This is a genomic window from Paracoccus shandongensis, from assembly GCF_017315735.1.
Classification (GTDB): Bacteria; Pseudomonadota; Alphaproteobacteria; order Rhodobacterales; family Rhodobacteraceae; genus Paracoccus; species Paracoccus shandongensis.
In genome coordinates, this window is the sequence record NZ_JAFLRK010000011.1 from 1 (window position 1) to 14,002 (window position 14,002).

Annotated in this window: 12 protein-coding genes and 1 tRNA gene; 5 read left to right on the plus strand and 8 right to left on the minus strand. The window is 66.7% G+C overall.

The annotated features are described in order from the left end of the window. The 8 genes from JX613_RS09225 to JX613_RS09260 all read right to left on the minus strand — a co-directional run. Window positions 1–756, minus strand: a 756-nt coding sequence (locus tag JX613_RS09225; RefSeq protein ID WP_207101175.1) for a class II glutamine amidotransferase, incomplete at its 3' end; no start/stop codon positions are given. Between the two features lie 61 nt (window positions 757–817). After that, on the minus strand, window positions 818–1,117 hold the full coding sequence (locus tag JX613_RS09230; protein WP_207101176.1) for a DUF1330 domain-containing protein: 300 nt from the start codon (window positions 1,115–1,117) through the stop codon (window positions 818–820). Next, window positions 1,114–3,771, minus strand: a complete 2,658-nt coding sequence (gene alaS, locus JX613_RS09235; protein ID WP_207101177.1) for an alanine--tRNA ligase — start codon at window positions 3,769–3,771, stop codon at window positions 1,114–1,116. Before alaS ends, JX613_RS09230 begins: the two co-directional genes overlap by 4 nt. A gap of 181 nt (window positions 3,772–3,952) precedes the next feature. Further along, a complete protein-coding gene (recA, locus tag JX613_RS09240) occupies window positions 3,953–5,029 on the minus strand; it encodes a recombinase RecA (RefSeq protein WP_207101178.1) in 1,077 nt (358 codons plus the stop codon). A gap of 180 nt (window positions 5,030–5,209) precedes the next feature. Further along, window positions 5,210–7,294, minus strand: coding sequence for a hybrid sensor histidine kinase/response regulator (locus JX613_RS09245; protein WP_237168478.1), 2,085 nt, complete (start codon window positions 7,292–7,294; stop codon window positions 5,210–5,212). 80 nt (window positions 7,295–7,374) lie between these two features. After that, window positions 7,375–8,517, minus strand: a complete 1,143-nt coding sequence (locus JX613_RS09250) for an RsmB/NOP family class I SAM-dependent RNA methyltransferase (RefSeq protein WP_207101180.1) — start codon at window positions 8,515–8,517, stop codon at window positions 7,375–7,377. Between the two features lie 4 nt (window positions 8,518–8,521). After that, complete coding sequence (locus JX613_RS09255; protein WP_207101181.1) at window positions 8,522–9,691, minus strand: nucleotide sugar dehydrogenase; 1,170 nt, start codon at window positions 9,689–9,691, stop codon at window positions 8,522–8,524. A gap of 63 nt (window positions 9,692–9,754) precedes the next feature. Then, window positions 9,755–9,841 (minus strand) — tRNA-Leu (locus JX613_RS09260). A gap of 100 nt (window positions 9,842–9,941) precedes the next feature. Here JX613_RS09260 and lipB point away from each other — a divergent pair. The 5 genes from lipB to JX613_RS09285 all read left to right on the plus strand — a co-directional run bounded on the left by lipB (window position 9,942) and on the right by JX613_RS09285 (window position 14,002). Beyond that, the gene (gene lipB / locus JX613_RS09265; RefSeq protein ID WP_207101262.1) at window positions 9,942–10,586 is read left to right on the plus strand and encodes a lipoyl(octanoyl) transferase LipB; all 645 of its coding nucleotides are present in this window, start codon (window positions 9,942–9,944) and stop codon (window positions 10,584–10,586) included. A 103-nt stretch (window positions 10,587–10,689) separates the two neighbouring features. Then, a complete protein-coding gene (locus JX613_RS09270; RefSeq protein ID WP_207101182.1) occupies window positions 10,690–11,115 on the plus strand; it encodes a c-type cytochrome in 426 nt (141 codons plus the stop codon). Between the two features lie 138 nt (window positions 11,116–11,253). Then, window positions 11,254–11,691, plus strand: coding sequence for a universal stress protein (locus tag JX613_RS09275; RefSeq protein ID WP_207101183.1), 438 nt, complete (start codon window positions 11,254–11,256; stop codon window positions 11,689–11,691). 140 nt (window positions 11,692–11,831) lie between these two features. Further along, window positions 11,832–13,508, plus strand: a complete 1,677-nt coding sequence (locus JX613_RS09280) for a cytochrome c oxidase subunit I (protein WP_207101184.1) — start codon at window positions 11,832–11,834, stop codon at window positions 13,506–13,508. Further along, window positions 13,508–14,002, plus strand: a complete 495-nt coding sequence (locus JX613_RS09285) for a DUF2244 domain-containing protein (protein ID WP_207101185.1) — start codon at window positions 13,508–13,510, stop codon at window positions 14,000–14,002. The genes JX613_RS09280 and JX613_RS09285 overlap by 1 nt, the downstream gene beginning before the upstream one ends.

Sequence of the window (14,002 nt, forward strand, 5' to 3'; positions counted from 1 at the left end):
GATCGTGACGCTGCCCCCGTCAAAGACGCAGAAGCTGCCCGGCGGCACCTCGGTCCAGTCGTTTTCATCCGTTTCCAGCGGTTCGGACACCACCGCACGCCCGTTGCGGGTTTGCGACCAGCGATGGAACAGGCTGGGCGCCCCATCGTCGCTGGCATGGCGGATCGCGTAAAGCCGCTGTCCGTCCGAAAACGCGCAGGCCGCCCGCACATAAGGCGCGCTGCCCCGCCGCATCGCCAGATCGGTCAGCCGCGCCACCGCCCGTTCCATCGCGCCCTTGGGATCGCGGTCCAGCCCCTCGCCCAAGGCGATCAGGAACAGCGCCTCGCTGTCGGTGGCGCCCTTGCGGTGGGGATAAAGGTCGTCGGGGATCATCACGTCGGCATCCCGGCGGAAGGCGTCATAGCCGCCGAACTGGCCGTTGTGCATGAAGGACCAGCGGCCCGACACGAAGGGATGGCAGTTGTTGCGGCTAGTCGCCGTTCCGGTGGATGCGCGCACATGCGCCATGAACAGCCCCGACCGGACCTGCGCGACCAGGCTGTGCAGGTTCGGATCGGACCAGGCGGGCATCACATCGCGGTAAAGACCGGGTTCGGGCCGTTCGCCATACCAGGCCAGGCCAAAGCCGTCCGCATTGACCGGCGTCACGCAGCGCCGCGCCCCCTGGCTTTGCCGGATCAGCGAGTGATCCGGGCGGCTGACGATCTCCTCAAGGAAAATCGGTTGGCCCACATAGGCGGCCCAACGGCACATGACCCTGCCCCTTCGTGTCTTCTTTGCGTCATGAATACCACGAAAGGATGAAGAAAATAGCCTAATCCGCAGGCGGGGGCGTTTCCTCGACGATCACAAGGTCGCGTTCCGAGGCGCCCTTGGCATGGGCCAGCGCCGCCTGGTATTCGCTGCTGTTGTAGCAGGCAACGGCGGCGTCAAAGCTGGGAAAGCGCGCGACCACGTTGCGGGCGCGGTCGTTGCCTTCCAGTTGCTGATACCGCCCGCCGCGCGCCAGGAAAACCCCGCCATGCGCGGCAATCGCAGGCCCCGCGGCCTGCGCGTATTTCCCGTAAGCCTCGGGGTCGGTGACGGTCACATGGGCAATCCACAGCGCGGTCATGCCGTTTCCTCCAGCAGTTTTTCGACCTGGGCAATGGCATCATCCGCAGCCGCCAGGCTGGGCGCGCCGCCCTGCGCGCGGTCGGGCCGCCCGCCGCCGCCCTTGCCGCCAAGCGCGGCGGTCGCGGTCTGCACCAGCGTCACGGCGCTGATCCGGTCCACCAGATCGGGCGTCACGCCTGCGGCGACCGTGGCCTTGCCCTCCGCTTCCGCCAGGACCAGCACCGCGCCGCTGCCCAGCTGCGACTTCATCTCATCGACGAGCGCACCCAGTTCCTTGCCGCCCACGCCCTCGACCCGGCGGCCGATGAACTTGACGCCGCCGATATCCTTGACCGCCTGGGCCTGACCGCCACCCATGGCCAACTGGCGCTTGAGCTGCGCAACCTCGTTCGCCAACGCCTTGCGTTCGTCCGCTAGCGCCTTGACGCGGTTCACGACATCGCCCGCCTGCGCCTTGAGGATGCCCGCGATTTCCGACAACTGGTTGTCCGAATGGCGCAGATGCGCCAGGGCCGCCTGGCCCGTCAGCGCCTCGATGCGCCGCACGCCCGCGCTGGACGCACTATCGCCCAGCAACGCAAAGGCCCCGATGTCGCCCGTGCGCGCGACATGGGTGCCGCCGCAAAGCTCCAGCGAATAGGTCTGGCCGTCCGCGCCCTTGCCGCTGTCGGCAAGCTGGCCCATCGACACGACCCGCACCTCGTCGCCGTATTTCTCGCCGAACAGCGCCTGCGCACCAAGTCCGCGCGCATCGTCCGGCGTCATGATCCGCGTCTCGACCGGGCTGTTCTGGCGGATGAAATCGTTCACCTCGGCCTCGACCCGCGCCAGTTCCTCGGGGGACACGGCGCTGTTGTGGCTGAAGTCGAAGCGCAGCCGGTCGGGCGCGTTCAGGCTGCCCCGCTGCGCGACATGCTCGCCCAGGGCGCGGCGCAGCGCCTCGTGCAGCAGGTGCGTGGCGGAATGGTTCGCGCGGATGGCGCTGCGGCGGGCGTGATCGACGGACAGCGTGGCCCCCTGCCCCCGGCTGATGGTGCCCAACGTCACCTCGGCCACATGCAGGAAGACGCCCGCGACCTTGCGGGTGTCGGTCACGCGGGCAGCGCCCGTTTCGGTCTTGATCAAGCCGGTATCGCCCACCTGTCCGCCGGATTCGGCATAGAAGGGCGACTGGTTCACGACCAGGGACACGGACTGCCCCTTGGTCGCCTGGCCCACATCGGCACCGTCCGCGACAACGGCGAGGATCTGGCCCTCGGCCTCCTCGGTGTCATAGCCCAGGAACTCGGTCGCGCCGTGCTTTTCGGCCAGCTCGAACCAGATGGCGGCATCCTTGGCCTCGCCCGAACCGGACCAGGCTGCGCGGGCCTTGGCCTTCTGCTCGGCCATGGCGGCGTCGAAACCGGCGGTATCGACCGACCGGCCCTGTTCGCGCAGCGCGTCCTGCGTCAGATCCAGCGGGAAGCCGTAGGTGTCATAGAGCTTGAAGGCCGCCTCGCCCGGCAGGTTCGCGCCTTCGGGCAGCCGGGCCAGTTCGTCGTCCAGCAGCCGCAGGCCCCGGTCAAGCGTCTGGCGGAAGCGCGTTTCCTCGCTGCGCAGGGTTTCCTCGATCATGGCCTGCGCGCGGGTCAGTTCAGGGTATGCCGCGCCCATCTGGCGCACCAGCGCGGGCACCAGCTTGTGCATGACCGGATCCTGCGCGCCCAGCATATGCGCGTGCCGCATCGCCCGGCGCATGATCCGGCGCAGCACATAGCCGCGCCCTTCGTTGCTGGGCATCACCCCGTCCGCGATCAGGAAGCTGGTGGACCGCAGGTGGTCGGCGATCACCCGGTGATGGACCTTGCCCGGCCCGTCGGGATCGCTGCTGGTCGCGTGGGCGCTGGCCTCGATCAGGCTGCGCATCAGGTCGGTGTCATAGTTGTCGTGCTTGCCCTGCAACAGCGCGCCGATCCGTTCCAGCCCCATGCCGGTGTCGATGGACTGCATGTCCAGCGCCCGCATGGACCCGTCCTCGAACTGCTCGTTCTGCATGAAGACCAGGTTCCAGATCTCGATGAAGCGGTCGCCGTCCTCATCCGCCGAGCCCGGAGGGCCGCCCCAGATCTTGTCGCCGTGGTCGAAGAAGATCTCGGTGCAGGGGCCGCAGGGGCCGGTCGGGCCCATCTGCCAGAAGTTGTCGGAGGTCGGGATGCGGATGATCCGGTCGTCGGTCAGGCCCGCGACCTTCTTCCAGATGTCCGCAGCCTCGTCGTCGGTGTGATAGACGGTGACCAGCAGCCGGTCCTTGGGGATGGCGAAATCCCTGGTCAGCAGTTCCCAGGCATAGGGGATCGCCTGTTCCTTGAAGTAATCGCCGAAGCTGAAATTGCCCAGCATCTCGAAGAACGTGTGGTGGCGCGCGGTATAGCCCACGTTGTCCAGGTCGTTGTGCTTGCCGCCCGCGCGGACGCATTTCTGTGCCGTGGTCGCGCGCTTGTAGTCGCGGGTTTCCACCCCCGTGAACAGGTTCTTGAACTGCACCATGCCCGAATTGGTGAACATCAGCGTCGGATCGTTGCGCGGCACCAGCGGAGAACTGTCCACGACGCGGTGGCCGTTGCGTTCAAAGAAGCTCAGGAACGTCGAGCGGATGTCGTTCAGTGTGGGCATGGTGGGCCTTCGCGTTCTGGTGGCGCGGCCGGGGATACGCGCGCGGGGTTTGCGCATGATCTATAACCCGCGGCCTGCCCTGTCCAGCAATCGCCGCAAGGGCGCGTGCGCGGGGGCCTCGGACAAGGAAGAACGCGCGGGCAAGGGGTGCCCGCGCGTCCGAAAGGTCATGCCCGGCCGATCATTCCTCGGTCAGGCTGTCGTCTTCGCTTTCGCCGCCCGCCACTGCGAATTCCAGGCCGTGGCTGGCGCGGATCTTGTCCTCGATCGCGGCGGCGCGGTCGGGGTTGTCGCGCAGGAACTGCTTGGCGTTCTCGCGGCCCTGGCCGATGCGCTCGTCGCCATAGGAATACCAGGCGCCCGATTTCTCGACCACGCCGGCCTTGACGCCCAAGTCAATCAATTCGCCGACCTTGCTGATGCCTTCGCCATACATGATGTCGAATTCCACCTGCCGGAAGGGCGGCGCGACCTTGTTCTTGACGACCTTCACGCGGGTGGCGTTGCCGATCACCTCGTCCCGGTCCTTGACGGCGCCGGTGCGGCGGATGTCGAGGCGGACCGAGGCATAGAATTTCAGCGCGTTGCCGCCCGTCGTGGTTTCCGGGTTGCCGAACATCACGCCGATCTTCATGCGGATCTGGTTGATGAAGATCACCATGCAGTTGCTGCGCCCGATGCTGGCCGTCAGCTTGCGCATCGCCTGGCTCATCAGGCGGGCCTGGCTGCCCATCTGCATGTCGCCCATGTCGCCCTCGATTTCCGACTTGGGCGTCAGCGCCGCGACCGAATCGACCACCACAAGGCTGACCGCGCCGGAACGGACCAGCGTGTCCACGATCTCCAACGCCTGTTCGCCCGTGTCGGGCTGGCTGATCAGCAGTTCGTCCAGGTTCACGCCCAGCTTTTTCGCGTATTGCGGATCCAGCGCGTGTTCCGCGTCCACGAAGGCGCAGACGCCGCCCTTCTTCTGTTCCTCGGCCACGACATGCAGCGTCAGCGTGGTTTTCCCCGAGCTTTCCGGCCCGAAGATCTCGATGATGCGGCCCTTGGGCAAGCCGCCGATGCCAAGGGCGATGTCCAGCCCCAGCGACCCGGTCGAGGTCGCCTCGATCTCGGCCACCGGGCTGTCCTTGCCCAGCTTCATGATCGAGCCCTTGCCGAATTGCCGCTCGATCTGGGCGAGGGCGCTGTCGAGCGCCTTCTGCTTGTCCGCGCTGCGCTTGTCGTTCATGTCGAAGATGCTCGCCTGTGCCATATCGTCCTTACCGTTATTTCACAGCCCGGCCGTTACAGCAATCTGCCGGCCACGGGAGGTTGATGTTCACTTCTTGTTCCTGTCCCTAGATGCGTGTTCACCGCCGCTTTTTCAAGCGCAATCCCTTGGGGGGAATCACGTTTTCTTAACCAGTCTGGACCGGAACGGTTAACAAACCGTTCACGCATCCAGGCGGCGCGGCGGGCCCTGCAATTGACGGGCGACGGTCTGGGCAAGTTCGTTCAGGGTGAAGGGCTTGGCGAGGAAGGTGGCGTTGGGGACCGGGTCATGGCCTTCGCCGAAGATGTCCTCGGTATAGCCGGACATGAAGATCACCTTGGTGCCGGGGCGGTCCCGCAGGGCCGTGCGGACCCAGCTTGGCCCGTCCATGCCGGGCATGACCACGTCGGTCACGAAGATGTCCACGGCCAGCGTTCCGTCCAGCAACGACAGCGCCTCCTCGGCGCTGGAGGCCTCGTGGACGTCATAGCCCTTGAGCCGCAGGGCGCGGGCGGCGAAGGCGCGGACGGGGGCCTCGTCCTCGACCAGCAGGACGGTGGCGCGGCGTTCGGGTTGGGGAACGGCGGCCAGGACAGGCGCCGGGCGCGGGGCGGGCTGGCCCGCGGCTTGCGCGGGGAAATAAAGCGAGAAGCAGGTGCCCTTCCCCAGTTCGCTGTCGCAGAAGATATAGCCGCCGGTCTGCTTGACGATGCCGTAGGCGGTGGAAAGGCCCAGGCCGGTCCCCTCGCCCACGCGCTTGGTGGTGAAGAAGGGCTCGAAGATCTTGTCGCGCAGCGCCGGGTCGATGCCGCAGCCCTCGTCGGTGACGCGGATGCGCAGGTAATCCCCCTGCGGCAGCGAGACCTTGCCGCGCGCGCCATCGGCGCCGATGGTCGCCACGTCGGTGCGGATCTCGATGTTGCCGCCCAAGGGCATGGCGTCGCGGGCATTGACGACAAGGTTCATGATGACCTGCTCCAGCTGTCGTTTGTCGGCGCGGATGGCGCGCAGGGCGGTGTCGTGGGCGATGGTCAGCGTGACCTTTTCGCCCACAAGACGGTTCAGAAGATGGGTGAGATCCGCCAGCACGTCGCGCGGATCCAGCGTTTCCAGCTTCAGCTGCTGGCGGCGCGAGAAGGCCAGAAGCTGGCCCACCAGGGCGGCCGCGCGGTTGGCGTTCTGGCCGATCTGGTCCAGGTCGGCATAGTCGGGATCGCCCTTGTCGTGGCGCAGCATCAGAAGGTCGCAATGCCCGCGAATGGCGGTCAGCAGGTTGTTGAAGTCATGCGCCACGCCCCCGGCCAGCTGGCCGATGGCCTGCATCTTCTGGCTTTGCACGAACTGCGCTTCCAGCGTCTTGAGCGCGCTGGCGTCGTTCAGCACCGCGATGACACCAGGCTGTTCCACCGGATCAAGCGCCAGCGTGACCTGGAAATGCTGTTCGCGGGCGGCATCATCGGGGACGCGCAGGCGCAGCACCTCGGACCGGCCGTCGGTGCGCCGCGCCGCGTGGGTTTCGGCGATCCATTCCCCCGCCGGGCGGCCGGGACCGTCCAGCAGGCTGCCGATATGCACGGGATCAGGGCCTTCGGGCAGGCTGTCGCCCAGAAGCCGCCGGGCCGCTGCATTGGCCCGGCGGACATAGCCGTTCGGCGCAATGCGCAGCAAGGCCACCGGGATCGCCTCGAAATCGTCGGGGGCTTCCTCCTCGTCCTCGGCAGCAGGGATGGGCGCGGGGCTGCCCTGGCGGTGATAGGACCAGATCTGCAAGGGCGCATCCTCGGCCCGGCTGAGCGTCAGCGTATCGCCCGAGGCCAGCGCCAGGTCCGCGCAGCCCGCATAGCCCGAGCGGCGCACCAGCCCCTCCATGTCCTGGACGGCATCGGCCCGCAGGCCGGACACCAGCCGCAGGATGTTCTGCCCGGCAATGTCGCCGAAGCCCGTGCGCGAGGCGTCGTTCTGCAGCATCACCAGCCCGTCGGAATCGCAGATCCAGACCGGATCGGGCGCGGCCGCGACCTCGTGCCGGATCTTGGCCAGCGCCCGCCGCGCCGCCAGCCGGTCCAGCACATAGCCCAGCGAGATCACGCCCCCCAGGATATACCAGGCCACCGCAATGGTGCCGACCGCCAGGGCCAGGGCGCCATAGCTGCTTTGCGGGGCCACCAGGGCGACAATGGCCGCGATCCCCACCGGAACCATCAGCAGGGGCAAGGCCATCGCGGCATTGCGCGACAGTGCCGATTGCGTATCCCCCAGAACCATGCGCCGAGCCCCCTTGCCGTTCCTCCAGATGCTCGATACCGCCAAAGCCCTTAAGATAGCGTTAATGGCAGCGCGCGGCCTCATCGGCGGGCCAGCAGCGCCAGGAAGAACCCGTCCCCGGCATCAAGGGGGGTCCAGAAATGGCGCGACAGTTGCGAAAAGTCCGGGTGGCCGCGCAGGAAGGCCGCCACCTGGCCGTCATTCTCGGGGGCAAGGACCGAGCAGGTCATATAGGCGAGATGCCCGCCCGGCGGCACATGCCGCGCGGCCTTGCGCAGGATTTCCGCCTGCAGCGCGACGAGATCGCGCAGCGCGGGTTCGGTCAGGCGCCATTTCGAATCGGGGGTGCGCCGCCAGGTGCCCGACCCCGAACAGGGCGCATCGACGATCACCAGGTCGAAGCGGCCCGCCGGATCGGCGTCCAGCCGCACCCTGACCCCTGCCCGTTCGGCCCGCTGTGGCAGATCGCGCATCCGGGCGGGATCGGCGTCATGGGCCACCAGCGCCAGGCCCTTGGCCCGGGCGGCCACGGCCAGCGTCTTGCCGCCCCCGCCCGCGCAGTAATCAAGGACGCGCATCCCCGGCGCCACCGGAAGGGCGGCGCAGGCCAGTTGCGGCGACAGATCCTGCAACTCGACCAAGCCGTCCCCATAGGCGCGGCCTTGCGACAGGCGGCGTTCGTTTTCCGTCACCCGAAGGGCCGTCGCCAGGCGCGCGTCGGGCACGGCGGCGATGCCGTCCTCGGCCAGGGCGCGGATGGCATCGGCAGGCGTGGCCCTAAGCGTGTTGACGCGCAGCCAGACCGGCGCCCGCTGCCGCATCGCCGCAGCGACCGCATCGGCATCCCCGCCCAGCGAGCTTTTCCACAAGGGGGCAAGCCAGTCGGGTATGTCGGACACGCCATCGGCCGAGCCCGTCCCCTCGCCCGCAGCCAGGGGCGCGGGCGCATGCCCCTCGCCCGTGAAGACCGTTGCCGGATCGCGCCCGGCGGCGCGCAACCCGCCGATCATCAGCCCGCGCCCGCTCAGCGACCCGCCAAGCGCGGCATGGCTGTTGCGGCAGCGCAGCGCGTCGAAGACCAGGTCGCGCACCGCCGCCCGGTCGCCCGAGCCCGCGAACCGGCTGGCCCGCGACCAGCGCAGCAGCGCCTGTTCGGCAGGCTGGCCCGCCAGGATGCGGTCCAGAATGGCGATCGCGGCGGATATGCGGGCGCCCGGGGTCATGCGCCTAGATGTCGCGCTGCAAAAGGTCGCGGGTGAACAGCTTGTCCGCGACATCGGCCAGGTCGTCGTGGCGGCGGTTGGCGATGATCAGGTCCGATTTCGCCTTGAAGGCCGCAAGGTCGCGTTCCACCGGCGAATGGAAGAAGTGATCGGCGTCCAGGGCGGGCTCATAGACGATGCAGGGAATGCCCTTGGCCTTGATCCGCTTCATGATCCCCTGGATGGCGCTGTCGCGGAAATTGTCCGAGCCTTCCTTCATCACCAGCCGGTAGATGCCCACCGTCCGCGGATTTCGCGCCACGATCTGTTCGGCGATAAAGTCCTTGCGCGTGCGGTTGGATTCAACGATGGCCGCGATCAGGTTCTGCGGGACCAGGGAATAGTTCGCCAGCAGCTGCTTGGTGTCCTTGGGCAGGCAATAGCCGCCATAGCCGAAGGACGGGTTGTTGTAGTAATCGCCCACCCGCGGATCCAGCGCGACGCCCCGGATGATGGCGTGCGGATCCAGGCCATGGGTCAGGGCATAGCTGTCCAGTTCGTTGAAATAGGCCACGCGCATCGCCAGGAAGGTGTTGGCGAAAAGCTTGATCGCCTCGGCCTCGGTCGAATCGGTGAACAGGACCGGCACGTCGGAGGCCAGCGCGCCCTGGACCAGCAGGTCGGCAAAGCGGTGCGCGGCCTCGCCCTTGTCGCCCACCACGATCCGGCTGGGGTGAAGGTTGTCGTGCAGCGCCAGCCCCTCGCGCAGGAACTCGGGCGAGAAGATGATGCCGTCGAATCCGGTGCTGGCCCGCATCCGGCTGGTAAAGCCCACGGGCACGGTGGACTTGACGATGATGGGCGTGGCGGGGGCGTGCTGGCGGGCCAGTGCGATCACCGCCTCGACCGAGGAGGTGTCAAAGCCGTTGGTGCGCGGGTCATAGTTCGTGGGCGTGGCGACGATCACGAAGTCCGCGCCGGACAAGGCCTGCGCGGGATCGGTGGTGGCCGTCAGGTCAAGATCGCGCCCGGCCAGGAAGCGGGTGATGTCGGCATCCTCGATCGGGCTTTGGCGGGCATTGACGGCAGCGACCCTGCCCTTGTCGATGTCCAGCGCCACGACGGTGGAATGCTGCGCCAGCAGCACCGCGTTCGAAAGCCCGACATAGCCCAGGCCGACAACGGCAATCTTCATAACATCCTCATTCGCAACGGGCCTTGTGCCCGGTTTTGCCGCAACGACGATGTAAGGGAAAGATGGTGCGGTCGAGAAGACTCGAACTTCCACTCCGGTTAAGGAACAGCGACCTCAACGCTGCGCGTCTACCAATTCCGCCACGACCGCATCCGGGCAGTGCGGCGGGTGATAGCCGAGGCGCGGGGGATTGAAAAGGGGTATTCTGATCTCGCTTGACGGCACCGCCCGGCCGGTCCAGATCCCGCGCATGGTGGACTGGATCACGGCAGACGGGCTGACCGATTACGACGCGGCCCTGGCCTTCATGGAGGCGCGGGTGGCCGCGATCCATGCGGGCCGGGCGGACGAGGCCGTCTGGCTGGTCGAACACCCGCCGCTGTATACCGCGGGCACCAGCGCCAAGGCCGGCGACCTGCTGGAGGCGCGCTTTCCGGTGCATGTGACCGGGCGGGGCGGGCAATACACCTATCACGGGCCGGGCCAGCGAATCGTCTATGTCATGCTGGACCTGAACCGGCGCGGGCGCGACGTGCGCGCCTTTGTCGCCCGGCTGGAAGCCTGGGTGATCGCCGCGCTGGCCGAGTTCGGCGTGACGGGCGTGATCCGCGAGGGGCGCGTGGGGGTCTGGGTGCCGCGTCCCGACAAGACCCCCCTGCCTGACGGATCCCCCCGCGACGACAAGATCGCGGCCATCGGCGTCAAGCTGCGCCGCTGGGTCAGCTTTCACGGCATCGCCATCAATGTCGAACCCGACCTGTCCCATTACGGCGGCATCGTGCCCTGCGGGATCAGCGGCCACGGCGTCACCAGCCTGGTCGATCTGGGCCTGCCCGTCGGCATGGCAGACCTGGACGTGGCGCTGCGCCGCGGGTTCGATGCAACCTTCGCCTGACTTTCTCGTTTTGGCTGCGACCTTCTGACGGGTGGCAAATGCCTCGCGCGGGGTTATGTAGATCCGCTGGGAACTCCAGTTTCTTGGACGAGCGAGGAAAAGAATGAAAATTGCGATCATTGGCGCCCTGATGGGTGCAGCCCTGGCCATGCCCGCACTTGCACAGGACGGCGACGCCGCCACCGGCGAAAAGGAATTCCGCAAGTGCAAGGCCTGCCACATGATCCAGTCGCCCGAGGGCGAGGACATCGTGAAGGGCGGCAAGACCGGGCCGAACCTCTACGGGGTCGTCGGCAGGCCCGCAGGCAGCGAGGAAGGCTTCAAGTATTCCGAGGCGCTGCTGGCCCTGAAGGATTCGGGCGAGGTCTGGACGGTCGAGGATCTGGCCGCCTATGTCACCGATCCCAACAAGTTCGTGCAGGAAAAGACCGGCGACACCTCGGCGCGCACGAAGATGACCTTCAAGCTGAACAAGAACCAGGCCGATATCGCGGCCTATCTGGCAAGCGCCTCGCCCGCCGCGCAGTAACAGCGGGAACCTTTCCTGCAAGGGGCCGGTCCTCCGGGGCCGGCCCCTTTGATTTGATTTGGATCATTCTGCCCTGCCGCCGGACATGGCAGGTTCCTTCCGGGCCCCAAGGGCGGGCCCATTAGCGATGGAGGGGCAATGTTCAAGCATATCCTGATCCCGACCGACGGGTCGGAACTGGCAACCCAGGCGGTGGACAAGGGGATCGCCCTGGCCGCAGGCACCGGCGCGGCGGTGACGGTGATGATCGTGACCGAACCGTTCCGCATCCTCAGCACGGATTCGATGCAGGTCGAAAGCACGCGCGCCAGCTATGACGCGGATGCCACCGCGCACGCGGACCGGATCCTGCAGGCCGCGCGCGCCAAGGCCGAGGCGGCGGGGGTTTCCGTCCGGACCCATCACAAATGGCACGACAGCCCCTACGAGGCGATCATCGACACCGCCCTGGCCGAGGGCTGCGACCTGATCGCCATGGCGTCCCACGGGCGGCGCGGGATGGCGGCGGTGGTGATGGGCAGCCAGGCCACCAAGATCCTGACCCATTCCAAGATCCCGGTTCTGGTGTATCGCTGACCCTTGCGGCGGCCTCTGCCGCCAAAAGCTGCCGTCCCGGCGCCCTTAGGGCATTGCCGGGTCGGCACGGCTGGTCTAGAACAACCTCAGGGAATTGCCGGTCTGCCGGACCGGATCACTATATCTGAGGGAGTTCGGGTATGGCAGACGCAGCCGTTCATGGCCACGACGACCATCACGACCAACGCGGGTTCTTCACCCGCTGGTTCATGTCCACCAATCACAAGGACATCGGTATCCTTTACCTGTTCACCGCAGGGCTGGTGGGGCTGATCTCGGTCAGCTTCACCGTCTACATGCGGATGGAACTGCAACATCCCGGCGTGCAGTACATGTGCGTCGAAGGGGCCCGCTTCATCGCGGACGCCACCGCCGAATGCACGCCCAACGGGCATCTGTGGAACGTGATGATCACCTATCACGGCGTCCTGATGATGTTCTTCGTGGTGATTCCCGCGCTGTTCGGGGGCTTCGGCAACTATTTCATGCCGCTGCACATCGGTGCCCCGGACATGAGCTTTCCGCGCCTGAACAACCTGTCCTACTGGATGTATGTGGCGGGCGTGGCGCTTGGCGTGGCGTCCCTGCTGGCGCCGGGCGGGTCCGACCAGATGGGCTCGGGCGTCGGCTGGGTGCTTTATCCGCCGCTTTCGACGACCGAGGCCGGGTATTCGATGGATCTCGCGATCTTCGCCGTCCACGTCTCGGGCGCGTCCTCGATCCTGGGGTCGATCAACATCATCACCACCTTCCTGAACATGCGCGCCCCGGGCATGACGCTGTTCAAGGTGCCGCTGTTCGCCTGGTCGGTCTTCATCACCGCCTGGCTGATCCTGCTGGCCCTGCCGGTGCTGGCCGGCGCCATCACCATGCTGCTGATGGACCGCAACTTCGGCACCAACTTCTTCAACCCGGCCGGCGGCGGCGACCCGGTGCTGTACCAGCATATCCTGTGGTTCTTCGGCCACCCCGAGGTCTATATCATCATCCTGCCGGGCTTCGGGATCATCAGCCACGTGATCTCGACCTTCGCCAAGAAGCCGATCTTCGGCTATCTGCCGATGGTGCTGGCCATGGCCGCGATCGGCGTTCTGGGCTTCGTCGTCTGGGCGCACCACATGTACACCGCAGGCATGTCGCTGACCCAGCAGTCCTATTTCATGCTGGCCACCATGACGATCGCGGTGCCCACGGGCATCAAGGTCTTCTCGTGGATCGCGACGATGTGGGGCGGAAGCGTCGAGTTCAAGACGCCCATGCTCTGGGCCTTCGGCTTCCTGTTCCTGTTCACCGTGGGCGGCGTCACCGGCGTCGTGCTGAGCCAGGCGCCGCTGGACCGCGTGTATCACGACACCTACTATGTCGTGGCGCATTTCCACTATGTGATGTCGCTGGGCGCGGTCTTCGGGATCTTCGCGGGCGTCTATTACTGGATCGGCAAGATGTCGGGCCGCCAGTATCCCGAATGGGCGGGCAAGCTGCACTTCTGGATGATGTTCATCGGCGCGAACCTGACCTTCTTCCCGCAGCACTTCCTGGGCCGCCAGGGGATGCCGCGCCGCTACATCGACTATCCGGTCGAGTTCGCCTATTGGAACTACATCAGCTCGCTGGGCGCCTATCTGTCCTTCGCGTCCTTCCTGTTCTTCATCGGCGTCGTGTTCTACACCCTGTTCGCAGGCAAGCGCGTGACCGAGAACAACTACTGGAACGTCCACGCGGACACGCTGGAATGGACCCTGCCCTCGCCCCCGCCGGAGCACACCTTCGAGCAGCTTCCCCGGCGCGAGGATTGGGACCACGCCCACGGCCACTGATGCCTTATGAATGGATCGACACGGCCCCGGATCACACCGGGGCCTTATCATATCGGCTGCGGCTGTGGCCCTATCAGTCGCTGCCGCGCCGTGGTTTCGTCTGGTTCATCGGGGTGACGGCGGGCTTCATGGCGCTGCCGGTGGTGGCGATGCTGGGCACGGCGGTCCTGTGGGGGCTCTTGCCCTTTGTGCTGCTGGTGATCGGCGGGGTCTGGTATGCGATCCAGCGCAGCTACGCCCAAGGCGAGAGAACCGAGGAACTGGTGCTGGACCGCAAGACCGCCCGGGTGTCGCGCCGCGATCCGGGCGGGCGGCTGCGCGAATGGACCACGAACAGCTATTGGCTGCGCGCCACGCTGCGGCGCGGGCCGGTCGAATCCTACCTGACGCTTACCGATGGACAGCGGGAAATCGAGCTTGGCGCCTTCCTGACGCCCGAGGAACGCCGCAGCCTGCACGACGACCTGCAACGGCGGCTGGCCAGCCTGCGCTGA